The 25,649-nt window shown below is 46.7% G+C and carries 20 protein-coding genes and 3 pseudogenes; 18 read left to right on the top strand and 5 right to left on the bottom strand.

Annotation, left to right across the window (positions count from 1 at the left end; translation table 11 throughout):
• Window positions 1-172: 172 nt before the first annotated feature.
• The 3 genes and pseudogenes from M1L66_RS11800 to M1L66_RS11810 form a co-directional block, all read left to right on the top strand.
• Entirely contained in the window at window positions 173-1,363 is a 1,191-nt protein-coding gene (locus tag M1L66_RS11800; protein ID WP_434693085.1) for a hypothetical protein, read from the top strand.
• Between the two features lie 509 nt (window positions 1,364-1,872).
• Window positions 1,873-2,241, top strand: coding sequence for a VOC family protein (locus tag M1L66_RS11805; RefSeq protein WP_434693087.1), 369 nt, complete (start codon window positions 1,873-1,875; stop codon window positions 2,239-2,241).
• A gap of 618 nt (window positions 2,242-2,859) precedes the next feature.
• Window positions 2,860-3,309: pseudogene (locus M1L66_RS11810) on the top strand (transposase); the annotation flags it as partial.
• Window positions 3,310-3,513: 204 nt separating this feature from the next.
• Here the strand turns inward: M1L66_RS11810 and M1L66_RS11815 are convergent.
• Together M1L66_RS11815 and M1L66_RS11820 are read right to left on the bottom strand one after the other, a co-directional pair.
• Window positions 3,514-4,368 (bottom strand): sialate O-acetylesterase, encoded by an 855-nt coding sequence (locus M1L66_RS11815; protein ID WP_434693090.1) that lies wholly within the window; start codon window positions 4,366-4,368, stop codon window positions 3,514-3,516.
• A 47-nt stretch (window positions 4,369-4,415) separates the two neighbouring features.
• Window positions 4,416-4,790 carry a hypothetical protein gene (locus M1L66_RS11820; protein ID WP_434693092.1) on the bottom strand — a complete coding sequence of 125 codons (375 nt, stop codon included), beginning with the start codon at window positions 4,788-4,790 and terminating at the stop codon, window positions 4,416-4,418.
• 154 nt (window positions 4,791-4,944) lie between these two features.
• On the opposite strand from M1L66_RS11820, the gene M1L66_RS11825 reads away from it, so the two are divergent.
• From M1L66_RS11825 to M1L66_RS11895, 15 genes and pseudogenes are all read left to right on the top strand, one after another.
• A complete protein-coding gene (locus M1L66_RS11825) occupies window positions 4,945-5,508 on the top strand; it encodes a TetR/AcrR family transcriptional regulator (RefSeq protein WP_243270221.1) in 564 nt (187 codons plus the stop codon).
• Window positions 5,509-5,806: 298 nt separating this feature from the next.
• On the top strand, window positions 5,807-6,037 hold the full coding sequence (locus M1L66_RS11830) for a hypothetical protein (RefSeq protein ID WP_434693096.1): 231 nt from the start codon (window positions 5,807-5,809) through the stop codon (window positions 6,035-6,037).
• Between the two features lie 435 nt (window positions 6,038-6,472).
• Window positions 6,473-6,940, top strand: a pseudogene (locus M1L66_RS11835) (Fic family protein); the annotation flags it as partial.
• A gap of 497 nt (window positions 6,941-7,437) precedes the next feature.
• Window positions 7,438-8,058: a TetR/AcrR family transcriptional regulator gene (locus M1L66_RS11840; protein ID WP_187021125.1), complete on the top strand. Its 621-nt coding sequence runs from the start codon at window positions 7,438-7,440 to the stop codon at window positions 8,056-8,058.
• A 245-nt stretch (window positions 8,059-8,303) separates the two neighbouring features.
• Window positions 8,304-8,789: a hypothetical protein gene (locus M1L66_RS11845; RefSeq protein ID WP_187021124.1), complete on the top strand. Its 486-nt coding sequence runs from the start codon at window positions 8,304-8,306 to the stop codon at window positions 8,787-8,789.
• Window positions 8,790-8,801: 12 nt separating this feature from the next.
• Window positions 8,802-8,993 carry a hypothetical protein gene (locus M1L66_RS11850; RefSeq protein WP_187021122.1) on the top strand — a complete coding sequence of 64 codons (192 nt, stop codon included), beginning with the start codon at window positions 8,802-8,804 and terminating at the stop codon, window positions 8,991-8,993.
• The gene (locus M1L66_RS11855) at window positions 8,980-10,161 is read left to right on the top strand and encodes a DUF1266 domain-containing protein (protein WP_434693100.1); all 1,182 of its coding nucleotides are present in this window, start codon (window positions 8,980-8,982) and stop codon (window positions 10,159-10,161) included. Before M1L66_RS11850 ends, M1L66_RS11855 begins: the two co-directional genes overlap by 14 nt.
• 83 nt (window positions 10,162-10,244) lie before the next feature.
• Window positions 10,245-10,511, top strand: coding sequence for an immunity 17 family protein (locus M1L66_RS11860; protein WP_434693103.1), 267 nt, complete (start codon window positions 10,245-10,247; stop codon window positions 10,509-10,511).
• Window positions 10,512-10,538: 27 nt separating this feature from the next.
• Window positions 10,539-11,285 (top strand): hypothetical protein, encoded by a 747-nt coding sequence (locus tag M1L66_RS11865; RefSeq protein ID WP_187021118.1) that lies wholly within the window; start codon window positions 10,539-10,541, stop codon window positions 11,283-11,285.
• 556 nt (window positions 11,286-11,841) lie between these two features.
• Window positions 11,842-11,973 (top strand): hypothetical protein, encoded by a 132-nt coding sequence (locus M1L66_RS11870; RefSeq protein WP_434693106.1) that lies wholly within the window; start codon window positions 11,842-11,844, stop codon window positions 11,971-11,973.
• 60 nt (window positions 11,974-12,033) lie between these two features.
• Complete coding sequence (locus M1L66_RS11875) at window positions 12,034-12,744, top strand: LytR/AlgR family response regulator transcription factor (RefSeq protein ID WP_187021116.1); 711 nt, start codon at window positions 12,034-12,036, stop codon at window positions 12,742-12,744.
• A 5-nt stretch (window positions 12,745-12,749) separates the two neighbouring features.
• A complete protein-coding gene (locus M1L66_RS11880) occupies window positions 12,750-14,075 on the top strand; it encodes a sensor histidine kinase (RefSeq protein WP_434693110.1) in 1,326 nt (441 codons plus the stop codon).
• 161 nt (window positions 14,076-14,236) lie between these two features.
• Complete coding sequence (locus tag M1L66_RS11885) at window positions 14,237-14,995, top strand: hypothetical protein (RefSeq protein ID WP_187021113.1); 759 nt, start codon at window positions 14,237-14,239, stop codon at window positions 14,993-14,995.
• A gap of 12 nt (window positions 14,996-15,007) precedes the next feature.
• Window positions 15,008-16,504, top strand: a complete 1,497-nt coding sequence (locus M1L66_RS11890; RefSeq protein WP_434693113.1) for a hypothetical protein — start codon at window positions 15,008-15,010, stop codon at window positions 16,502-16,504.
• A 40-nt stretch (window positions 16,505-16,544) separates the two neighbouring features.
• The gene (locus M1L66_RS11895; RefSeq protein ID WP_187021110.1) at window positions 16,545-17,183 is read left to right on the top strand and encodes an ABC transporter ATP-binding protein; all 639 of its coding nucleotides are present in this window, start codon (window positions 16,545-16,547) and stop codon (window positions 17,181-17,183) included.
• A gap of 279 nt (window positions 17,184-17,462) precedes the next feature.
• Here the strand turns inward: M1L66_RS11895 and M1L66_RS11900 are convergent.
• The 3 genes and pseudogenes from M1L66_RS11900 to M1L66_RS11910 form a co-directional block, all read right to left on the bottom strand.
• Window positions 17,463-17,658, bottom strand: a pseudogene (locus M1L66_RS11900) (response regulator); the annotation flags it as partial.
• Window positions 17,659-17,865: 207 nt separating this feature from the next.
• Window positions 17,866-22,863 carry a diguanylate cyclase domain-containing protein gene (locus tag M1L66_RS11905; RefSeq protein ID WP_434693116.1) on the bottom strand — a complete coding sequence of 1,666 codons (4,998 nt, stop codon included), beginning with the start codon at window positions 22,861-22,863 and terminating at the stop codon, window positions 17,866-17,868.
• A gap of 7 nt (window positions 22,864-22,870) precedes the next feature.
• A complete protein-coding gene (locus tag M1L66_RS11910) occupies window positions 22,871-25,447 on the bottom strand; it encodes an EAL domain-containing protein (RefSeq protein WP_434693119.1) in 2,577 nt (858 codons plus the stop codon).
• Window positions 25,448-25,649: the final 202 nt, after the last annotated feature.

Raw genomic sequence — 25,649 nt, forward strand, 5'->3', positions numbered from 1 at the left:
TATGAAAGGACAATGTAGGAGAAAAGAATTAGATATTCCTAATTTATATAAACTAAATTTAAACGCCCAATAAATACTTATTATATGAAAGGAAAAGATAATGTATTGTTTTTAACTACAATACATGTAAAATATGAACGATTACTTTTTGAAAAATAAAATTGGAGGATATGTGAATTCAAAAATTGATAATCAGGATTCAGTAGCCGTCATTTATTCAGTAGAATGTTTAAGTAAGCCTGATATTTTTAATTTTAATATAGCTATATCTGATTTTTGTATATCTTGTGAAGAAAACGATGATATTGAAATTATGGATGAGAATTATCACATTTTTATCCAGGTAAAAAGTGCAACTGTAAGTGGTGAAGAATTCAAAAAGATTATGACATCTTTTTTAGCTAACGACCAAACCGAAAAATCTAAGCAAAGTTTTTTTGTTCTCACTGTATTTGAGCCTATTAAATTTAATGGACTGATTTTTACGGACAGATTTCAAGCATATAAAAAGGTTTTAAAGAATCGGCATGAAAGCAACGAGCGAAAGGCAGAAATTAAGGATTCTATTATTAAGGAATTTAAATTGTCAGGTTATGAAAGCATAATAGATAGGTTGTATATAGATAACAGACCATTATTTCGAGATATTGAGGATACTCGTGCTATTTTTGCAAGATATCTTAGAACGGCATACGGTTTTAAAGACCATGGGGAGACTAGAATTGATTTTCTTTTCAATGAACTATGTGACAAATTTGCAGAGCTAAGAAGAAATAGGGATAATATAGACAAAACTGAAATAGAAAAGATTCTTGGAGAAGAACTATGTAAATCCAGTTGGTATTCGGGTATGTCTTTATCACTAGGGTATACAAAAATAGAATCCGGATATATAAAAAATACTAAACTATTAGCTGAAAAAGAGAAAATTCAGTCTGGGGCGCAATATGTTGTAAAAAAGATTATGACTGGCTGGAGAAAATATTATTTTAAGGAATTTTTATTGAGTATGATCATTGGTGCAAAGAGATGTCCTCAATGTGGTCATCCAATGATGGCAAATATAATGGGATTGAATGGTATTGCCTGTCCTGATTGTGGCTATAACCCCTATGTAACATTAATACTATACTGTGAGTGCGGAGCTTTTGAAGTTGTAAAAAGACAGCCGGAGTTAGATGAAGATTCGATTTTTAATTATCTAAACAATTTTTTCCGAGGTAGGAAAGACACTAGTTGCAAAGTCTGTGGAAAAGAACTCTTAGATGATAATGTTGAATTAAGAACAATGCTTTTGCCAGTTCCAATTCCATATACAGAATATAAAAATATAGATGACATTTATGAGAATAGCCAGTATTAATGAGTGTTAGAACGAAAATAAAATAAGATAGAAAAGTAGCGTGTTATAGTGCCTACAAGCGGGAGCGTCAGGTAGCTATACATTCTGTTTGATAAGGGAAAGATAACACATGAAATCGCAAAAGTATTAGAAGAGAGTGAGTTTGTTAAATTATTTATATAGGATCAATTGTATAAATCTGATTTTGATAAGTTAATAATGAAAGTGCATTTTGTGGTAAGAAAAATTACGGCTTAAAAAATAACAAATTTTCGTGTTTCTCTAAACCTGCTTCATGTAAACGAATAGAGCGCGGAGAACCTGATAGATGGGGCGGGTGTGGGATTTTCCAGCTTGTACTTTGGATTTATTAATATTCCGCCCAAGATCTCAACAGGATTATTTAAAGGACTTTAACAAGCTATATAGAGAATTGGCAAGAAACCGTTTAGACCTAAACTAATAAGCAGATGACGAGTACGCATTAGACAACTAAGGCGAGAGATTATAGCGGCGAAGGAGAGGTATATATGAGAATCGGAGAGGTGTGCTTACTAACAAGTGATGTTATTCGCTTAGCTAATTTTTATAAATTACTCTTTGGTATTGATAATGAAAGCAATGATGATACTCATCAATTCATCATATCAGAGGAAACTACATTGACAGTCTATAATGATGGCGTGGATCGTAAATCGAATCCGCATAATATTTGTATTGCATTTACTGTTGATGATGTTGATGTGGAATATGCAAGACTGGTGAAACTTGGGGTAGGAATTGTTGACCCTCCTACATTAAGACCTTGGGGGGCAAAAAATATGAGTTTCTTAGACCCTGATAATAATTTGATAACCTTTAGATGCTTTCCAAACAATGACCAAATACAGGCAATATAATAGTGACAAGCAGGGCAAGTGTATAAGCACTTGCCCTGCTTGTTGAGACCCAGCCCCCCCAATTCCCTATAAATGCCCCTGTTGGATCGGCTGCGCATCCGTTGGACGCTGGTATAGGAACGGACATTTAAGCGTCCGGAAATGGAGCCCACATCTGTGTTTTAACTGTCAGAAAAAGCAGGCGGGGTGACAAACTTATACCCTCGAAAACAAGCGTTTAATGTTCCGCAGGCATATTATTTGCCAGCTGGAGAGAAAGACAAAATCCCGCCCATGCCTACAAGAACAGGTTGCAAGGAGATATGACACAAAAACAGCCGATACAAGAAAAACCAATTTCATGCAGGTTTGCGGGGCGTTCTTATAAAGGCTTATGCGGATTTACAAGCTGTTTTGCTGCTGAAAGTCAATAAAAAATAGTGTCATCCATATAACTGATCCCCTAGAGGTTCAACGGTTTAAATAGATAAGGTTGGCGGACAACGATAAATAAGCATCCGCCACCCGCTTCTGTATAGTTTCCCATTCCGGTTGAGCAAACACGATACAGATATTGAGTATCGCCCGCCCCATTGGGGTGGAGGTGTCAAATTTCTCCGTATATAAAAATTAAGAAAACGGGCTGTAAATTTTAAGCGGGATGGATCCGGGAATCTGATATGTCCAAACGGGAAAAAATTCCATTTTAAAAGCAGGCAGCATGTATACAAGAACAAATATGGAAGAACGGAAGAAATCTATGAATGTGAATCGTGTGAAGGATGCCCGCATAAAAGTGATTGTTGTCCTAAAGCATCCAACAAAAGGACGATCCGCATGAATGAGGAACTAACCTCTATCCATCAAGAGGTGATCTCAAACCTTGAATCCATACACGGAGCACTTTTGAGAATGAACCGCAGTATACAGGCGGAAGGAACCTTCGGCGTTTTAAAATGGGATAAGTCTTACAAACGGCTAATCCGAAGAGGGGAGAAAAACGTAATTTTGGAACTTACGCTGATTTCCTGTGGCTTCAACCTTTACAAATATCATAATAAAAAGCAGAGAAAAGGTCTGGCTGCGTAAAATGAAAGAGTAATCCTCATAGCCTTATTAAGTGCACACTTTTTTACCAGGAAAAGCAATAATTACGGCAAATAATGTATAATAAAATGAAGAATCGCCAGAACCGGCATTTACCGGAACTGGCGATTCTTCATTATGGAGTTATTTTACAGCCCCTTTTCTCTACTAAGATGATTTCCGTCGGTGTAGGCAATGGCTCTGTATTTATTCCTGGATCTGTGACAATCGCGTTTCAAACTCTTTGTACGATATATCGCCTAAAGCCAATTGCGTACTTAATAAGAATATTTTTTCGTTTTTTGTATGTGTTCTTGATTCGAGAACCGCGATCCTTTCATCTTCATTGCTGAAAGGTTCTAATATATGCTGCTTGCGGTAAAACGCATCGAAATACCGCAAGCCGAACTTCCTTTGGGAAACTGCATTTATATGAATGCCATCTGAGTTACAAGTGAGTCCGGCAGCATCAACAAAGTAGCAGTAATCTTGTTCAAAAGCAAATTTTTTTAACTTCTCATTGATTTGCATATATTCGGTACAATTCTTTCCAAAACCTGATTGACCTAAAAAGCATCCCAATCCGCCAATGATAATTGGCATATTAGGCACCTTTAGTTCTTTTCTAAACCCATTCATGATTCTATTTAGTTTTTCATAATATATTTCATGCTTGCCGCCCATGCTGTCAGATTCCCCCTGATGCCACAGAATGCCTGTCAATTGACTGCTTTTCATAGCGAACTTGGCTTCACTGATTGCATGGTCATAGAGCGCCTTACCAACATCCCACTCATCTATTTCACTACCGCCTTCGGCACATGGTATAAGACCAATTTGACCTTCTTTGTATACACCGCACCACGCATCTGCAAAAGACGCCGCAAGACCGATCCCGGCCACTGAACGGTCAGAGTTGATGGGCTCAGCCATCATCTGCCATCTTCCGTTGCGCAGCATGACAATTCTCTCATTTACAATAGGTTTTACTTCATGGAGATGGCCACGACCAGCCATATTAGACTGACCAATCATCAAAAACGATTTCACTGTATTTGTCATTTCTTACAAACTCCTTGTCTGTTCCATATTTCTTAAGCTGGCATAACTTACAATGTTTTGGCTTTATGCCTGCACGTTATCGGAAGTTCATCTCCGGCCACATTGATATCTTTCCTGTTGAACTTCTCCGGGCTTTCAAACGCGGCACGGGCAAATTGAGCGGTATTGTCGCCACAAGTCCACTTTACCTGGGTGTCAGGCTTCAATATACCGAAAAGCACGCCGTCCTTCAGCTCTGGCTCCATTTCCCTGGCGGACACTTCTTCAAAGCTCTCCATGAACTTGCACGGATGGAGAATTGTCCAATGACGAAAGCCGCCGTTCCTGATGAGTTCTTGATTGAGCAGCTCACGTGCAACATTGCCGCCCTGTACTCCTGTTCCTCCAACGATTAGTATTGGCTGCGATGCTTTTTCCATCATAAGTAAGACCTCCAATTTGGTTTCGTTGGGAGTATTATACTCCTATTGTGTTATTAAAACAATACTAAAGTTACTAATAACATTACCCTAGTAATGTTATTGATTTTTAGAGTAAAGTATTTTATAATGAAAGGCATACAGGAACGGAGGTGTTATGATGGCTGAAAAGAGAGCTACGAAGGAGGCGCTTTTGTCAACCGCTATCGGCTTGTTTCAGAAATTTGGTTTTGAAAACATCACCATAGATGATATATGTAATGAGATTGATGTTACGAAAACAGCATTTTATTATTACTACAAATCAAAGGATGAATTGATTCGTGATTATTTTTCCACTGATAATATGCTGAGCAGTGATGAATTAGCCTCTATTTTAAGTGCACATGACTATGCGAATCAAGTTTTGAGGATTATAGAAATACGCATCCGCCATGTCACAAAGGCCGGTGTTGCTTTGACAAAAGAGTTGTACCGCATATACCTTAAGGATGAGGTTATCCCTTTGCTGCCGGAACAGGGCGGGCTATCGGATATCGTAACAAACTTACTTGAGCGAGCCCAGCAGGAAGGGCAAATTAAGCGAATTGCATCTCCCAAGACACTGTGTGATTCATTATGTTGCTTATCAAATGGGATTCTTCTCAAATGGATTATGACAGGCGGAGAATTCGATGTTATCGATGAGAACCGATTGTTGTTTGAAGCGCTATTTTTATAGCGCAATGACGGTGTCTTTCAGCACGAAAAATTATTGTGCTTTCGCCTTCTTGGACTAAGGTGAATGTATTAAAGGAAATACCTCATTTAACTATTGTAGAAAATGAAAATCTTATTGCTGTGGGGGTAATGGGTATTGTCGGCCAACATCTTGAAAAAGGGAATTCATTAAGAGCGTGCAGAACAAGATCAATTATATGAGTCGGATTTTGATAAGTTGGTATAAATCAGGAAAATAGAGGCCGCATTGTAAGTAGATATTATTCTTCCATTGAAATCGGATGAAGGCAGGAGATTATGTGAAAAATTCGGAAATTACAAAAGCAAAACGGATTAATCTTTTCTATGACTACACAAGAATCTATAAACGTCCAGCGGCCAGAATCACTTTTCATGGGAAGTTTGCCGATCTATACTTTGGTAAAGGAACCTCTGTTTTACAGGGCCTTACCATGGAAGATGCTTATGAGGTGCTGAAAAAATATACAATAGAGAAGACCGTGTCTGGGGGGGGGAAAACGGATATATAGGGCGGAGTATGAGCGTAAATACAAAGCGGGCATATGAACGTGGACTCAAGCCACTGTCGCGGTTCACATCAGCAGCTTGCAATATCACAGCCTTTTATGATGCTTCTGTCATTCGGTACGTTGTCAAATGCTGCAATTTGGAACTTTTGGTTCAGATATACAAGGGAAAATTGGCAATGGCGCACGATAGTTAGGACAAGAGGTGGACGAGAAGATTACATATAATATATTCTATACCGCAATTACACGTACGAAAAGCATGCTGAAAATATACTGGAGCCCAGAAGCTCAAGAAAAGATTATTAATGCATTTGAAAAAGTGGATGTTAGTAATGAGGCTGTAATTTTTGCGGCGCAGCCATGATAAGGGAATGGAACTTATTTTTTTATTTCAGGATTTTCGAATAACGACAAATGGATGATTACGGTTCAAATCAGCAGTTGGATGAGAAAATTGTGAAGAATATCCATGCATTGCTGATGGAAAATATTTTTATCGGCGGAATTTACCGGAACGTGGATGTGTACATCTCCGGTGCACAGCATACGCCTCCATCTCCCAGCGAATTGTATCGAAATATTAAGGATTTTTATGCTGATTTGACTTGGAAGGGCAGAGAACTGAACCCGATTGAACTGGCATCATGGACTCATGCGGAGTTTGTGAAAATCCATCCGTTTCCAGATGGCAATGGGAGAACTTCCCGTTTGATTATGAATTATCAGCTTATGGCAAATGGGTTTCCTCCTGTGTCTATTGCAAAAGAAAATCGCCTGGAGTATTTTAATACCTTGGAGTCCTATGCAGTGGAAGGGAAACTTTCGCCATTTGCTGAGATGGTTGCGGAATTGGTAGAACAGCAGTTAGACCGCTATCTCAGCATGATGGAAGTGCCAAAATAAAATATCTATTTAAAAATTTTGCCGGTGCATTCACGTGATTTTAATCGTGAGTTAACCGGCAAAGTTTGTTCTGGATTCGCTTTTGCAGCATGTAAATATATGTGTCTGCCTACACGGCTCTTAAAAAATCCATTGTCAGTTTCCTGACTGTAACATAGTAAATCATCTATTAATTATTGAAGCATTGGATAGAAATATGGGAAAGCAGACATGAAGAGCCTGATGGAAGAAACGGACAAATGGTTACGCCACAGAATTCGGGCGGTGTATTAGAAACAATAGAAAAAGGTACGCACGAGATATCGGATATTTAGAGCATTACTCTTACCAGAGTGGAAGGTGCATGAATTGACAAACTGTCGAAAGGGAACATGGAGGGCGGGGGGATAATGTTGAACTCGCAAATTAAAAAGCCGGAGCGTTCTCCAAAAGAGCGCATGACATTTCCCTGCCGCTGTGGTAAAATGTTGGTATCTTAACAAAAAGGCGGTGAGGCCATGTCAAAGAAGGGCTATTCCAAGGAAGAACGGGAGCAGGTGGGGCGGGATTTGCTGGCGGTGGGTCTTGAAATGCTGTCCCAGCGGGGACTGAAAGGCACCACCCTCCAGGACATCCTCCAGGCTGTCGGCATCTCCAAACCGTTCTTTTACGGAAACTATTATTCCTCCCTGGCCGAGCTGGTGATCCACATCATCAACTACGAGATTACGCTTCTGCTACGGGAAGTACAGCAAAGCGCGGAAAACCAGGATATGAGCCTGGAAGAAATGATCCACCATTTTTTGGATATGGTCACACATAGCTGCCAGCACCATTTCTTTGTGATGACCCAAGAGGAGGAAATGTGGGTATATAAGCATCTAAGCCCGGAGGAGTTTGAAACTTACCAGCAGGGGCAGGCGCGGTTTTACGAACAGGTGCTGGCCCTCTGGCAGATACCCCAGGAAAAATGCACTCCCAAGGAGTTAGGCAACCTGATCCTCTCCGTCGTCCTGATCTACAACTCGGCGGCCCGGTCACTCCCGTTCTTTTTCCCGGAGGAATTGGAGCGTACAGCCCAGGCCCAGGCAACTGCCCTTTCCCGGTATCTGGCCTCCCTGGCTGACACAGGCGGATAACAGTTTACGGCGCATCGTTCAAACGGTGCGCCGTTTTTCTATGCGCGGGGGCTTGCTTTTTTTCAAGTGCTCAGGTATAATCTATTTTAAATACTATCGCAATAACAATAGTAATTAAAAATGCTTATGGTCACACTGGTCAGAAGTGACAAAGCAGTTAGCGAGTGTTGGTGCGAAGTATTTTAGTGTCTTTAATCAAAAGGCATAAAATTATTTCAGAATATTAGTATGGGAGGAATATTAGCATGGGACTGTTTGGAAAATTGTTTAAGGGGCCTCAGGTAGATATGGCAAAAAGTGATGCCAACCGTAAAAAAATGCGTGCTCTGTTCAATCAAGTGGTAGAAAACGGCGACGACTACAAAATCCTTTTTGGCTACACGGAAGATGTTGGGCGTTTCAATTACGGTATCGTCCACGGCAGCAAAACCAAGATCGGCAATCTGATCATAGGCTGGAACGAGGCCAGTCAGATTATTGTTGTAATTCCTACTGTTCCTGATCTGTCGGGCTGCGGTGACGCCACTTTCTATCGGCGGAGCGACATTTTGAAGGCATATCAGAACAAATTCCCCACGGATGAATTTATTATTTATCCGGATAGGAAGAGCTACATCGGTATCAATGTTTATGAATGGCTGGAGGACGAGAAACTGTATGTCTATGTTTCCCAAGATGAGGAGGTAAAGGCGTTTACCGATTTCTTCTTGAAGCAGTTCCAGAAGAAATAAGGAGGTGTTTTCATGCCCTGGGGACAGATTGGAGCCGTGCTGGCTGTTCTGGTAATTGTATTTATCGCCGGAAACCTGTGGTTTCATTTTGTGGAAGCAATATTAAACCAACTGAAAAAATGGCTTTTCAAAAATAAAAAACCGACAGCATGGCACACCCTGCCGTCGGAAGAACGGGAGGCAAAAGAGGATGGTCGATCCTGATAAAATCAGGAAACGTGCGCAGGCAGCGACGGAGAAAGCAGCTGAATCGCTTCAAAAGTCATTGGAGGAAAGCAATCAGCAGATTGAGCGGATGCGGGAAAAATTGAACGTTTCCGCAGAACCTGACGGCGCTGCACAGGCTGGAACCGCTCAATCCGCCGCTGACGCACAACTGCAGGTCGAAATATTAGGTAAAATGTTTAGCCCAGAAATGATACAACAAATATCCTTGTCCGAGGAAATGATCCAGCAAACGGTAGATCAGAAAGTTACTGAGGCTGCCGCTATTGGAGTTGATGGCCTTATGAGGCAGATGTTTGGTGAAGATATGGGGATTATTACTGCCGCCTTGGAAACGCTGGCCATGGAAGACGAAGAGGATGCGTCTGAGGAACGGGAACTTGATCTCGCATTGGAACGGGAACTCTATGCACTTTTGGATCAAAAGTTAGCGCAGATCGAGACTCTCCCGGAAGCTGAACCTGTTACATACCCTAAAAACGCTCCCCAATGGAAACATTTTGGCGTTTTACTTTCGGGTATGATTTCCAGCTTGAATAGCCATGATTTGGGCGGCATGGACGTGGAGCTGCATACCCCGGTTATGGAACAGAAGATTGTTTCCCTGATGCGGCGTTCCTGGGGGATCAATGGCCGTAGTGAATTGTTGGATACCATTCGATATTTAAGCCAGGAGGGCTATGAGCTTCGGTATCAAATCTATTGTGAGGCAGATACTGTGGAGCAAGTGCTGGAAGATTCCATGGACGAGGAAGATCGGGAGTCTGCGAGCCGTGGCTGGCGGTTTGCACAGCATTATAAAGCGCGTTATATCCCCGGCTTTATGACCGGCTGGGATGTCGGGCGGGCGGCTATGCTGGCCCGCTGGGGTTATTATCTCGGCTGGATCACCGAGGGCGAAGCGGAAGGGATTTTATGGGAACTTTCTCAACGGGCGGTAGAAAGTCTGCATAGCTGGCGTGAATTTGCAAGTTCTTACTTGTTCGGCGGCCTGATGTGGAAGCTGCTTTGCGGAGACAGTGCGGCTGAAAGTTATCTGGGTTATCTGACGGATGCCGCCATTGATTTGCTTACCGGAAAACCGGAAGATAACGAGGGACAATGGAAAGAGTGCCCTTGGCCTGGGGCGCGGAAGATAGGATTTTAAGGATGAACGACCAGAGCGGTAAATAGCTAACTTCCCGTTTATCGGGCTGATTTTCATACACGCCAGATAGAAAGGAGAACACCATGAGCGATTTATACACAAGATTTATGAAATGGGTCATGCCGTTCCTGCAAGCTAACTGGCAGCTCTTTCTCATTGTGGTGGGGGCGCTGTTTCTGCTGGGGGCGATCTTCCGCTGGAAATGGGTCTGCGATCCTCAGGGTGAAAATACGTGGGACTTTCGTGCCTCCGTCTATCGGCATTTTGGCGATAAGGGATATCGCATCCTGCAAGGGCTCGGCGGAATTGTTATCATCCTGTGCAGCGTGGTGCTATGGGTACTCATGTAAAATTAATGTTGGAAAAGGAGATTAATTATGGGATTGTTTGGATTTGACCCGGTAAAAGAGGCAGGCGGCTGGGAAGCTGCTATGACCGAGGAAGAGATTGCCAAGATGGAGAAAAAGGGCTACGATATGTCCTCTGTCCGTGGCAAGCAGGCGGAAATTGCCGCACAGGAGGAGACCGACGAGGCAGCCTTTGCGGAACAGCGCCAAGCCACCGCTATCCCCACGGATTTGAACAAGCTAACGCCTTACCGCTCTACGCCCCGCAGTACGGAAAGCGTTTTTTTCCGGGACGTGGCTGGAAAAGCACCCCTGTTTGGCAAAGACAAATGGCGTAATAAATTCGCCAATGCCCCCCTGATATACGGCGCGGTGGTGCAGGCCAACAGTAATCTATGGCTCCCTGGTACAGAGGAGTACCTTCCCGCTGTTTTTGTGTTCGCCCTGGACAGCGCCCATATTTATGATATTGAGTGGCTGACGGCCACGGCGGAGGCCATCAGCGAAATGAAGGTGAGTGACGCCGTTCCCGCCGACTGCCGGGAGTTCATCGATATCCTGCGGGACGATGAGAGCGAGTTCTGCTTCCCGCTGGGAGCTTCTCTGGCTGGTGGTGCGGACGCATGGTGCGTCACCTTTAAATTTGACAAGCAGACGATTCTGCCCGGAAACCGGCTGCCGGAGGATGGGATCGTGCCGTTCCTGCTGGAGGCCCAGCCGAAAAAGCAGATGACCATTCAACTCTCCCCGATCCCTGGCAAGTATTATTTGGCGTGATTTTTCACAGAGTGCTTCAGGCCACTGTGGCCCGAAGCTGACAAAAAAGCACGACGCCTTTGCGGCTGTCGTGCTTTTTTTTGATTGGCTGCTTATGGCAGCCAAAATACAGGATCAAAACAAAAAAGCTGGTGGAAAACGCGGAGGTGAATTACGTCGAGATGATGTTTGAAATGTACGGGGAGCCGGAAACCTCATATGGCGATATTACCCGGTACTTCACCACACAGATTATTCTGGTATATGATAAATATCTACTTCTGAACTTTGGTTTTCTTCTCCTTTAAATCGTTCATCATAAAGCTCGAAATCATCCCGATTATCAATATCATTCTGTAACACCGCTTGCGAAACAGAAATGACCGCTCACGAAAATTGGCTTTTCTGCGTTTGATTTGTGTGGTATTATAATATATAAAACATTTTTTCAGATAATGAATTGCTTTGGATAAATCAAAGAGCCTTTTTATTGCCTGTATCATAAAAACTGAAAATAATTTTATTTTAGATTGGAAAAGAGTATGGCCAGAACGAAAAGAAGACAGGAGGCGAGGCAGTGCCAGACATGATTCGCATAGCAGCCTGTGATGACGATGTACAGTTTTTGAATAAATTAACGAGATATATTGATGAAATCCTTGAGGGAAAAACCGGTTATTTTTTGACGAAATGTACCAGTGCAAAATAGCTTTTAGCTTATACAAGAAATCAACATTGTGCAAAATAAAGAAAAAACGGAGCATATAATATGGAAAAAATTCTTCTGGTTGAGGACAACCCTGCCGCCTCAGAACGAATCAGGAAATTCATTGAAAATATAGATCCCGGATATGAGGTCATCGTCTTTCCGATGGCGGGGGAGGCCTATTCCTATGCGTGCAGGGAGTCTGTTTCCCTGTTTATTTTGGATATCCAGCTGGCCGATTACAAAGGGACGAATCTTGCGAGGCAGCTTCGGGCGCTGGAGGCATATAAGTACACCCCGATTCTATTTGAAACAGCGCTGGCCGGAGAGGAGCTGACGGCATACCGGGATGTGCAGTGCTATGGATTTTTGATAAAGCCTTTTACGGAAACAGAATTTCGGGAGGCGTTTAACAGCGCTATTGGCTTATCCAGACAGCTTCGCCCCGCCGGGAAAAAGCTTTGCCTTGAGCAAAAACAGTTTATTTTAGAGTATGACGTGTCCAGTATTGTATATTTGGAAGCCTATGGCAAAAAAATAGTCATTCATACCGACAGCCCGCAGCTTGGGCAGAAGCAGGATACCATTTCGGGGTATTCCCTGGCGCGGCTGCTGGAGATGCTGAACGATCCGTCTTTCATCCAATGCCATAAAAGCTATCTTGTTAACCGGAGCTATATAGAAAAAGTCAACAAAACGGACAGGCAGATTGTGCTTAGAAACCACAGCGAAATCATTCCTGTGGGGACAAAGTACCAGTCTGCGCTATGGTGAACGGCATGGATACAATCTTAAAACTGCTGCAAATACTGCTGGATGCGGGACTGATTTTGCAGTGCTGTCAGGCCGTCTTTAAACAAAGAGAGGACAGGGAGAAAAAAGACTTCCTGCTGTTACCCATCATTACGATTTTTTTTATGGCAGCGAGAGCGGAGCTGTCGGTTGGAAGCAGTCCGTCAGGACCACAGTTTGCCGCAGAAGGGTATGAAATTGCGCCCTCCAATAATGTGGTATTGCTGCTGATTCTGATCCTGCTGATTTTACTGATGAACAGCGTCTATTATAAATTACCGGATAATGGCTGGGCGTTTTGCGGAACCATGGCAGTTGTTTCACTTTATCTGCTGGTTCGGACCGTCAGTGTGGCCCTGCTCTCCCTTTGCGGCATATGGGGCAATGGAATCCTGATCGGCAGCAGGCTGTTGTCGCTTTTATTTATCTTCCTTCTGTCCCATACAGACGCCTTTGACCGGGGCAGAGATACGATGAAAGATGGCGGCTTTACCGCAAGGCTTGTATCTGCCAATATTGGAATTATCCTGATTATGGCGCTCTCCATTTTTTCTTTCGATATCAGCCGTTTTATGGGGCATTTAAGAATCATCGGCGTTATCCTGCTTTTCTGTCTTCTGGCTGACGGTGTGCTGCTGCATTACAATCAGCGGAGAATCCAGGAGCAGAAGTATATCCAGATGATAGAACAGTATGTACCGATTGTAGAGGAATTGATTTCCCAGGTCAGGGCACGGCAGCACGAATTTAACAACCGTATTATGTCCATAGAATCCGCCGTAAGCTCCGCCGCAACACTGGAAGAGGCGAAAGAAAATGTGGCGGCACTGATGAAAGGGATATCGCTCTCTCCCAGGGATCGTGACTTACTGGTCTGTGACAGTAAAATAATCGCGGGGATGCTGTATGGCAAAGTAAAACAGGCTGAATTTTTAGATATCAGCATAGAACTTGACTTTCAAGGTCTGTTTAAGAAAAGCGCCACACCGGAGACTGAATGGATTGAGGTAATCGGTATCCTGCTTGACAACGCGCTGGAAGCTTCTTCGGCCGGGGATACCGTTTATTTGAAAACCCGCCAGGAGGATCGATATCTGGAATTAACCGTGTGGAATCCGGCAGCGCCTTTATCCAATACGGAATTCATGAAACTGTTTGGCAAAGGCGTTACCACGAAAAAGGACCGGTCTTCCCACGGTTTTGGACTCTACAACGTGCTTAAGCTGGCGGAACGCTGCCATGGGAAAATTGTGACACGGAATGAAACAGTGGGTCAGAAGAATTATGTGGTCTTTGGCATTCTTCTTCCGTAGGACAGAACGCTAACGTATCGGTGAAGAATAAAGGTATAAACGTGGGGTTTAAGGGAATGAAAATCATTTTGTTCCCCTAAACCCCACACTGGTTCCCGGCTTATTGATGCAACCAAAGTATACTGATATACTTGAAAAAAAACAAGAAGGGAATGATTGAAATGTTTTATTTAATGAAAACGGAATGGAAAAAGGTCCGGGTGCCTGTATTGATGATCACGCTGCTTTTGACTGCGGTATCCTGTATTTTGACCTGTACACTGGATAAGAGTTACCGGCTGTGGTTCCGGCTGGATTCCTGGGAAATCGGAACTGCATTTTTCGCCCTGCTGTTTCCCTTATTTGTGGTAATACCGGTGTGCTGGAATCTATATTATGAGCGGAAAAATAACTTTTTACTGTATGTGCTGCCGCGTGTCAGGCAGAGAAGGTATCTGACCGCAAAATGGCTGGTCTATGCATTATCTGCATTTTCGATCCTGTTCATCCCCCTGATGCTGTCGGCCGCCGCTGCATTATACGTGAATCAGCCGGTGCTTTATGAAAATGAATCCTTTAGCCATGTTCTGATGGAAACCTATACTCAGACGCCTCTGGTCTATGCATTTCTCCTGTCAATGTGGAAAGGAATGATCGGGGTCCTGGTTATGACCTTGGGGTTTGTTTTATCCATGTATGTAAAAAATATCTTCGTGATTCTGACTGGCCCGTTTATCTATCTGATACTGGAAAATTTTATTCTGTCCATCCTGCAGCTGCCTAAATACCGGCTTGTTACAGCTTTTGAACCGACGAGTATGGCAGACGATGCGATCACGGCCGGTTCTATGATAGTGGGGCCTGTGCTGCTGGTTATCGTGATTATTGTTTCTGCGCTTTATTTGACGAGAATCAAAAAGGCTTCTGTGGCAGAGGGATAGGAGGAGATGGCTTTGAGGATGCTGGCAAGAAACCATATACGGCTTACCATGCGCGGAAAGCTGCCTGTTTTTCTCGCAGGCTGTCTGGTTTTTTCACTCAGCGGCAGGATCAATATCAGACTGACCTTTGAGCAGTACTTACTGTCTGTTGTCTCCGACCACTATTATCTGATTTATTTTGTAATTCCAATGGTACTTCTTACTTATTATTCCTGGATGGAAGATGACAGCGAAATCACCATCCTGCGTTTTCGCAGCTATTTCTCCTATTTTTGCAGGAAATGGCTGGCTGCCGGAGCGGCTGCACTTGCAATCCTCTCCGTTCAAACTGCGGTGATTCTTTTGACCGGCGCCGGACTCGCCGGCGGCAATCACTGGGGGCTTTTGGAGGGGACAGCCGTTTCGGAACTATTCTCTGTTCTGGAACGGTATTTTAAAAATCCAGCGTCTGCGTTTGCAGCGTATTCTGGGTTTCAGATGGCGGGAACCTGGTTTATGGCAGGCTTTTGCATGTGGCTTGGCCACTTTGCCGGAAGCAGATGGACGGTGTGGATTCTTATGTTTCTCTACGTGCTTGCCGCTGTGTGGATCAAAATACCGCTTCTGCAGGGGTTTCCTGTCACAGGACTGAATCATCTGCTGATCCTGCATCACAGCCTGGGAGGCGGCCGTATGGCTGTCACAGTCGTCACGGTCGGTCTGCTGACAGTTATAATGCTGGTGACGGCACGTTTTCTATGGCGGTTCCGGTTTCGATATGTACCTGTCTTTCACCGGGGACTGGTTCCGTATTATATGAGAAAATTATGCTCAAAAAAGAATCTGGCGGTTCTGTGTGCTGTGATTGCCGTAATCGCAGGATATAAGGGACTTACTTATCCGAACGAAAGTACGGCAGAAGATTGGGTCTTTCTTTTGTTTTCCGGACATGGGACCGGTTACCTGCATATTCTGTCTTTCCTTGAGATGCTGATTGTAAACGGTTCTCCAATCTATTTACTGGCGGCTTTCATGGAAGAGACGGTGAGCGGTCAGTCGCTGTTCGTTTCAATCCGGGCAGAAGGGCGGCGGCGAATGGTGCTCTCTCTATGGACCGCAAGTTTCCTGTTTCTTTTCCTGTACTGCGTGTTTTGGCTAATTGGCGGATTACTTGGAATTCAGTTTTTGGGATTTCCGATTACGAAAAATGGGTGGAAATGGCTTACCGGCTCCGTCAGCCTGAAATTTTGCGATATGCTGTTTCAATATATGGTGATGTTTACCATCTATCTCTGCACGAAACAGATCACGGCAGGATTCCTGGCGTTAATCGGGGGCAATTTTTTATGCGTCCTGCCGTTTGGAATTGCGGCATTTTGTCCTTTTGGCTTGTCAAGTATGGTCAGGATGGGGACAATAGGGACGTCCCAGGGAATCACGTTTCTGATTGTTTTTGACATTCAGATTTTGATGATTCTATTTTGGGGGATGTGGAACTTGAGATATGGATATCGGAGGTTGTTCCGTTAAGAGTAATGAAATGATAAAACCATAAAATCAGGAGGAAGTAATGGACGCATATATTGAACTTAAGAATATAACAAAATGCTTTGGACAAAACGTTATATTGGAAAATATCTCCTTTGCAGTGAAGCAGGGAGCGGCAGTGGGCCTTGTGGGGGCCAACGGGAGCGGAAAATCCGTATTATTTAAAATTCTCTGCGGTTTTGAAAGTCCGGATTCAGGCCAGGTTCTTATTCGCGGTAAACAGTTGGGGAAGGGGCGGGATTTTCCTGAACAGGTCGGTGTATTTATCAATTCCCCTGGTTTTGTCGGTATCTATAGTGGCCTGCAGAACTTAAAATTTCTGGCTGCCATTCAGGGTAAGATTGGTGAAAAAGAAGTTCGGGAGGCCATGCTGAAGGTGGGGCTGGACCCTGACAACAGAACAAAAGTGGATAATTACTCTCTTGGTATGAAACAAAAGCTTGGCCTGGCACAGGCGATTATGGAAAACCAGGATATACTTGTTCTGGATGAACCGTTTAATGCGCTGGATTATAAGACTTATGAGGAGATGAAGCAGATGCTGCTGGAACTAAAAGCGGAAGGAAAAACGATTTTTCTCACGTCCCATCATTACCAGGATATTGAACTGCTGTGCGACCAAATTTATCTGATTGAAGATCATAAAATTGTTTCGGCATGAAAATATGGGCAATACTCAAAATTTTTATCCAGCGATTTGCCGGTGTCTACCAACTCCGGGAGATATACGAAACAGTCAACCATCAGAAGGCATATCGTTATGTGAAACAGTGTATTGCAAAGAATTAGCCGTTGGATGAGAAAATTGTGAAGGATATCCATGCATTGCTGATGGTTTATTAGAGAAGAGGGGCTGATATTAACGATAAACGCAGTAAAGTATACGCATGTATGCAATTGCACTTAAAAGACTGTATGATGATATAATCGAGGAAAGAGCGAGGCCGTCGATATCCGGCATCTTCCGGTCGATGAGGATCATATCGTAATAATTCCTGTGTCCCACATCGATTGTACCCGTTCGATGGCCCTGCGTCCGCTGTCCCCCCCCATTCGGCGGTGATTTCCATTTCATTGAGCGTGGCTACGGCGCTTTCGCATACCGCCACGTCATAGTCCACTACCAGAGTCCTCAGAGCAACTGGGTTGGTTCCCTGGTGCCCACAAAATAGAACTCACCGCAAAAATCTATAAACCTCCTCGGCGCTTCTCCGATCGTACAATGCGTTGCAAAAAGCCTGAAACGTCTCCTGGGCCGTCATTGTTTTTTCCATCGATCTCCACCTTTCCATGACCAGCAATGGTTTTGCCCACGCCGGCGCCGCCGGGTATAGTATTTTCTTTTAAGGCTTCTCCTGCGCTTCAGAAAGGGGATCTGTAAACGAGTAAAAGTTTTTGTCACTTTTTTTGATCCTGTACATGGCCTGGTCGGCGCGGGAGAGAAGTTCCTTTTCGTCCTGACCATCCCTGGGATAGACGCTGATCCCGATACTGGCAGTCATTTCAACAAACAGATACTCTGAGAGCCTGAAAGGCTGCCTAATCTCAGAGAGAATCCGTTCGCAGACGTGCCGGATCTCTTCGTCCGCCATGATCCGGCTCAACAAGAGAACGAACTCGTCGCCGCCCATATGGGACACGATATCGCCGCCGCGCACGGCACGGATCAGCCGTCTGGCTGTCTCCTCCAATACCAGGTCACCCTTTTCATGGCCATAGGTGTCGTTGACCTCTTTGAATCCATCCAGATCCATGTAGAGGACAGCAAGCAGCTGCCCGCTGTTTTCTGCCTCCAGGAGCAGCCGGGACAAGATTTTGTGAAACAGTCTGCGGTTGGGAAGTCCGGTGAGTGCGTCGTAGTTTGCCATACGGGCTAACTTTTCCTCCGCCCGCTTCCGCACCTTGATTTCCTCCCGTAGTGCCTTCGTCCGCTCATCTACCAGAAAGCGCAGGTGCTCATATAAATAGGCGTTTTCAAGAGAAATGGCCAGCTGTGCCGCAATGGGCATGAGGTTTTCTTTTCTCCGCTGGTCAAAAACGCCCGCGGCCAGGTTGTTTTCCAGGTAAAGGATGCCCTTTAGCTCCCCCTTACTGAGGATTGGCATGCATAGGACTGACTTGCAGTGGTTCACTTTGATATGGATGTCCTTCCCGAAGACTCTGGAGTTCTCTCCGTCTTCCAGGATCACGGCCTCCAGTGTTCTTTCTGCATACGATACGATGCTCAGCGGAATATCCCGGTCCTCCGCCGGCCGCTTTGATACGATGCATACATCCTTGGCCCCGGAATGGCCCTCCGCCTGGATCTCATACCCGGAATCTGTCTGGCTCAGATAGTAGATATGCTGTGCTCCCGCGCATTCCAGGAGACTGTGGATCAGCTTTTCCAGGATGCCTTCCAGTTCAAGTTCTTCCGAAATGGCCTGGGACGCCTTCAGCACAGAGCGCATATCCAGCGAAGCGGTGGTGCGGATAGAATCTTCAGACAGGGTGCTTTGCCGGCTATCGTTCTTCCACAGGCCCGCCAGATCCGGGTAGTCCTGCCGCATCCGGGCGCACTTACCCTCTGCACCCCAATGGCTGTACAGCCGGTAGGTATCCGACAGGTAGTGTCTGGCCGCCGATTTGATCCCCAGCCTCTCATAGCGCAGCGCGGCCACATCGCAGAGGATGGCATGATGAAGGCTGCGGTCATGCTTTTTTGCGGCCTCCAGGGCATCTTCGTAAAGCTGCAGGGCCTCTCCGATACAGCCTTTGGCTGCTTTCCGCTCCGCCTCGATCACAAGATAAAGATGTCCATAATTGCAAAACGCGTCGCTGCTTCGTTCTTTCAGCCAGTCCTGGTTTTCTTCCAGGACACGCAAAAACATCGGCCTTGTCTCCGGCTCATAATCCCCGGTCTCCAGAACCTGGCAGATGGACAGGGAATACAGGAAATTGTGGAGCGCTACGTTGTAAAAGCTGGAAACATACGGGAGCAGAGGCACAGCGTCTCTGCACAGCCGGCAGGCCGTGGGATAATCCCGGTAGATTACTGCCGACAGAGCCCGAATGACATGGTAATAGCTGATTGCCTGCAGGTTATGGGAAAACCGCTCCAGATGGGCCTGTTCGGAAAATCCGTTTCCATCAAAGCTTCCGGTGAGGGAGAGCTCCCCGCGGATACTCCTGCACAGCTGTTGAAAACTCAAAAAGCTGCCCAAAGCATGGTCGCTGCCGGTTTTCTCTGCAAACTTAACTCCGGCCTGTACCTCGTTCCACAGCTCATCCACATGGGCCGCGCTTTCCATGACCGCCATCATTAGCCCATAATAGCCGTAGCAGGCGTACTCAAAGTCTCCCATTTGGGCGTTGCCCTTTATGGACTCCTTTGCATAGGGGATCTCATTGACCACATCTTCGAACCAATGGCCGGTATGGAGAGCAAACATACAGTAGATGGAGTGGATTACCTCCCTGTACTGGTGCTTTTCGGCCAGACGCATAGCCGACTTTCCGGCCGCGTAAGATGTCCGGTAATCCCTGCGCAGTTCCCCCAGAGGCATCATCACATTGGAATACATCTGCAGGGCATGAGGAGTATAGCCATGCCGGAACATGCGCCGCACAGCCGTAAATACCGTCCAGTAGGAATAATCGGGATTAAAGAAAAAGGTCGGGCCGCACAGGCGGCAGAGCAATTTACTGATCCCAGCCTCCACCGGGTCTTCGGCTTCTTTGAGATTCAGGATATCTTCCGCTCCAAGGGCCTCCAGCTCCTGATAAAAGGATGCGATATCCCGCTCCAGGGTCAGCTTAATATTTTCTTCGGGGAAGGTGACTCCCAGCTGTCTAAGCAGGGCGAGCCCGATCTCAAAGGCGTCCTCATACCGGCCCCGGTTGGAGAAGCTTGATATCTGCAGGCGGCAGCTGTCTACCAGCTCAGTGGGCTCCGTCACCAGATTACAGAGCATTCCGTAGATCCTGTCGCATTCTTCCTCTTTAACAAGATTGCACAGCGCCGCATGATATTCCATGTAGATTTTGGTGAGGAACGGGCGGTTTTCCGGGCGCTTCAACTCCGGCTGGGAGAGAAGGAGGTTAAGGTACCGCTCCGCAGTATCGAAGGCGGATACCAGCCCGCACCGGTGCGCCGTATCCAGCAGGAACTCCTGAATCCGGCGCCGTTCTTCCTGATCCTCCGCCTCCCCAAGCCCTATTGCGTAGTGGTCCGCGATTTCAAATACCCGTTCGTCCAGATCGCCTGCGGCGCACAAGCGTTCCTCATACCGCTTTCCAAGCAGGTAATGGACATTTGTCCGCACCTTTTCAGGCAGAGCCGTATAGAACACCTGCTGAAACCGGTCGTGGGCAAACTGATACATGGTCTTCAGGCCGGTTTTCCCATCCTTTTCTATGGGATAAACCGCCTCCTGTGCCACCGCCGTAATCAGCCTGCGGTTGATTTCACGTTCCGGCAGGCCACAGACAGAGGACAAATCCTCCACAGAAAAGCTCTGACCGATACAGGCGCCAAAGGACAGCAGAGAGATTGTCTCCTCCGAAAACTGATTCAGATTTTCCGTCAGGAAGTCCACTACATTCTCCTGAGCGGGGCAGGCCCGGATTTCCGCCTCCTTCCAGCTCCAGCTTCCGGTGTCCATATCCAGCTTCAGGTAGCCTTTTGAATGGCACAGCCGCAGAAACTGCTTGATGTAAAATGGATTTCCCTTGGTCTTCCTATAAAGGATTTCCGCCAGCGCGGAAGTCGTGTCCGCTTCCGTTTTGAATATATCTCCCAGCATCTGTGCGGTGCTTTCCGGGTCCAGCCCTTTTAAGTTGAGCTGCGTGACCCGCCCGCCCCGCTGTATGATTTTATTCAGGCTGAGGGTGAGCGGATGTTCGCTGCTTACCTCATTGTCGCGATAGCAGACGATAATCATTAAATCGTGGATATCCTCATTTTTGAACAGCTCTTCCAGCATTTCCAGGGAGCCCATATCCGCCCGGTGCACATCGTCCAAAAACAGAACCAGAGGATGCTCCGGTGCAGCCAGCAGGGACAGAAGCTTTTCCAACACGGCTTTGAACCTGGTCCGCTCCTCCAGCGGCCCCATGTCCTTAGCGGTTGGCTGATTGCCGGTCAGCAGGGCCAGTTCCGCCACTTTACCGGTCAGCAAAGCCGCGTCTCCGCCCAGGTGCTCCGACAGTGTCTGTTTCCACTTGACGATACTCTCCTCCGGCTCCATGAAGATCATGCTGCAAAATTGTTTTATGGCTTCAAAGAAGGCAAAGTAGGGTACGTTGGCGTGATACTGGTCAAACTTTCCTTGCAGAAACATACCGCTGGTCCGCTGAGCCGCCTCCTGAAGCTGATTGACCAGCGAGGTCTTTCCAATGCCGGAATAGCCGCTGATGGAGACAAGAATCTTGGAACCGGACGCCACTTCCTTGAAGTCACTCTGCAGCTGGGTGATTTGTTCTTCCCGCCCATACAGCCGGTGGGTGAATTCAAATCGCCGGCTGAAATCCTTTTCGCCAAGCACGAATGCCTTTTCCCTTTGGCACCGGGTCAGATCATAAAGAAGGCCCTCGCTGCTTAAATAGCGGTCTTTTGCCATCTTGGACAGGAGCTTATCTATGACGTCCGCAAGCATGGGAGGCACATTGGGCAAAATTACGCGAAGATTCGGCGGTGTCTTCGCAATATGAGAAAAAACCAGTTCTGTGGGGGTCTCCGCATCAAATGGATGACGCCCTGTCAGCATTTGATACAATGTTATGCCCAGGGAATAAAAATCTGCGCGATAATCCAACTCCGCATTCATTCGCCCGGTCTGCTCCGGGGCGATGTAGCGGAGAGTCCCCTCAATATTATCAAGTCGGGTCCCCGACATCTGTTCGTGCATAAACATGGAGGAGATACCGAAGTCCAGCACCACCACCCGGCCGGACTCCGCGTCATACATGATATTGGAGGGGTTTATATCTTTGTGGATGATGCCCGCCTCGTGTATGTCCCGCAGGCCCATCACCAGCTGTTTTGCGATCCGGTAGAAATCCGACATCTCCAGGGCGCCCTGTTTCAGCAGCCTGCTCAGCGTGATCCCCGGACAGAATTCCTCCACCAGATAGCAGCGCTCGTCCAGCGTGACCTCGCCAAGCGCCTTTACCACATAAGGGCTGTCTATCCGCTGCATGATCTGATATTCGCGCCGCAGCCGCGCAGCCGCCTCCTGAGTCATATGTTCCTGGCCTCCGGTCTTAAGTACCACCCAGCTGCCGGTGTGGCTGTCCTTTCCGCGAAGCAGTTTGCTGGACGGAGAGATATATATCACTTCTAAATTCGTATATTGACACATCACATGCTCACCCCTTCCGTAAAAAGTACTCGTCTTTATCGCCGGCCTTTGCAGCATACATGGCCTCGCGGGCCCGGCGTATTATTTCATCCAATGATTCCTCTGCATTCCGGAGTACTGTGCCGGCAAAGCAGGTCACCGAATCCGGGTCCACGTAACGGCTTTCATAATAAGCCCGGAGAATAGCTGTTTCTTTCTTATGGGCAACTTCTATGGAGCTTATGTGGCTCATCACAATCAGAAATTCATCCCCGCCCAGCCGGACCAGCACATCGTCCACCCGGGTGTGGGCACGCAGAAGGGAGGCGAAGTGGAAGATCAAATGATCGCCCTCCACATAACCGTACTTCTCGTTGAACTTTTTCAATCCGTCCAGTTCAAACAGATAAACAGCGGAGGAAGACTCATGCCGCAGTGATTTGGCTATGGTGTACAATCCCCGGCGGTTGAGCAGGCCGGTCATGGTGTCTCTGCAGTCCTCATCCTGTAAGGACTGTATTCGTGCCTGAAGAGTGTGGAGGCTCATCGCCCGCAGGACCCTCCTGCGCAGCGACTCCTGATTGTGGGGCTTAGCCGCATAGTCGGCGGCGCCAAGTTCCATGGCGCTGCGCTCCAGTTCCATGTCCAACGGTCCCGTAGCGACGCACGGCGTCTCCCAGGCGCCCCGCTCCTTTTGAATCGCAGTCAGGATATCAGCTCCGCCTTGGAGTGTTAAGCTAAGAATCACGGCCGATATCTGATGCGGATGGTTTCCCAGGGTTTTAACTGCCTGCTCATAGCTGGCCGCCTCCAGTACCTTGAAGCAGTCGGAGAAGGCTCTATGCATCTGGGCACGGTATTCCTTGTCCTCATCGGCCACCAGCAGAACCCTGTCCATGCGGTCCGCAGAGCCGGAAGACCGGCTGTTATTTATATCTGCGGGAGGGGCCTGCGCTGTCAAGACCAAAACAAAATTCTCCACAGGCATAGGCTTGGCAAAATAATAGCCCTGGGCGTAGTCACACCCATCGTTTTGAAGCCTCTCCAACTGTTCCCGGGTCTCCACGCCCTCAGCCACCACGCTCAATTTCATCCAACGGGCCAGGTCCACGATAAAGCGCAGGATGCCCTGGCCGGTGGGTCTTGTAATCTCAGTCTGGATAAACTTCATATCCAGTTTCAGCACGTCGATAGGCATTTCAGTGAGCATATTCAGCGAAGAGTAGCCGCTGCCGAAATCGTCCATCTCAATGACGAAGCCCAGCCTGCGCAGAGTGCCCAGGGTCTCAATGAGCTGTCTTGAAGTATCCGTGTACGCGCTCTCCGTGATCTCCAGGTGCAGACGGGAGGGAGAAAGTCCGTGCCGTTGTACGATCCCTGTGAGAAGATCCACCAGGTTTGTGTTGTAAATATCCATCCGTGAGACGTTGACGGAAATGTTAATACGTGGATAGCCCTTCTCATCCCATGACTGCATCAGTGCGCAGACCCGCTCCCAGACATATTGATCCAGCTTAGTGATAAAGCCGTTGCGCTCAAATATGGGGATGAACTCCGCAGGCGGCTGCAGGCCCCATTCCGGGTGGTTCCAGCGCACCAGCGCCTCGGCCCCCGCCAGCCGGCCATCCCGGATCTGGTACTTTGGCTGTAAGTAGACCTCAAACTGACCCGTGGCCAGAGCCGTCTCCATGCCGTCCGTGATGGCCTGCCGGCGCAGCAGCGTGCCACGCAGTTTGTCATCGTAGAGGGCAAAGTGTCTGCCATACTTTCCCTTGATGCTGTGCGCCGCCAGCAGCGCCCGGTCACACATCTGCTCTACGGAGACATCCCGGTCCTCCACTGTGTAGATGCCGTATTTCATGATTACATTCTGATCGCCAAATCCGTGGTTGATCCTGCTGTCGGCCTGGGTGAACATCTCGTCCGCATAGTCGTCGCGGTGCTCCAGGAGACAGGCGAACTGATCCGCGTTCAGGCGGCCGCAGACCCCGTGATCCCCCAGCCGCTGGGTGCAGAGCTCCGCCACCTGCCGCAGCAGGCGGTCGCCCGCGGCCATGCCGAAGGTGTCGTTGATCAGTTTGAAGTCCTCAATGTCGGAACAAAGAATATCATATTTCACATCCGGATTCCTTAACAGGATATCCCGGACCTGCTGGCAGAAATATTCCTTGCTGTACACCCCGGTGACCCGGTCATACTGGATCTGATGGATGAGGGCAGAGGTCTCCCGCAGGCGGATGATGCCGGCTGCCCGGTGTAAAATGACCTTGGCACTGTAGGGCTTGGCGATGAAGTCTGTGGCCCCGCTGGAAAGCGCGGCCACCTCATCCGCTTCACTGTTGTTAGATGTTGTGACAATGACCGGGATAGAATTCAGTCTGTGATCTGCTTTCAGATGTTTCAAAAAGGTGTAGCCATCCATAATCGGCATAACAATATCCAGCAGGATCAGAGATATTCCCTCTCTGTATTTTTCCAGCAGCGACAGGGCCTGTTCACCGTTTTCGGCCTCCAGAACCGTATATTGAGAAGACAGGATGACACACAGCGCCGCGCGGTTGATCTCATTGTCTTCAACCACTAAAATTTTTCTTTCTAATAACATTGCTCACACTCAATCCTTCATATTCATGCATACTCATGCATGTTCATGTATATATGTATATAATTTCAATTGTAAATGACACATATTTGTCATTTTTAATGACAAATAATGAGCTTTAATATTCTTAAATTATAGAATACATCTTTTTAGAGCAAATTTCAAGAGATTGTTCGCAATTGGCAATGACACTTTGGTGTCATAT

It is taken from the genome of Hungatella sp. SB206 (assembly GCF_051132295.1).
Lineage (GTDB): Bacteria > Bacillota > Clostridia > Lachnospirales > Lachnospiraceae > Hungatella > Hungatella effluvii.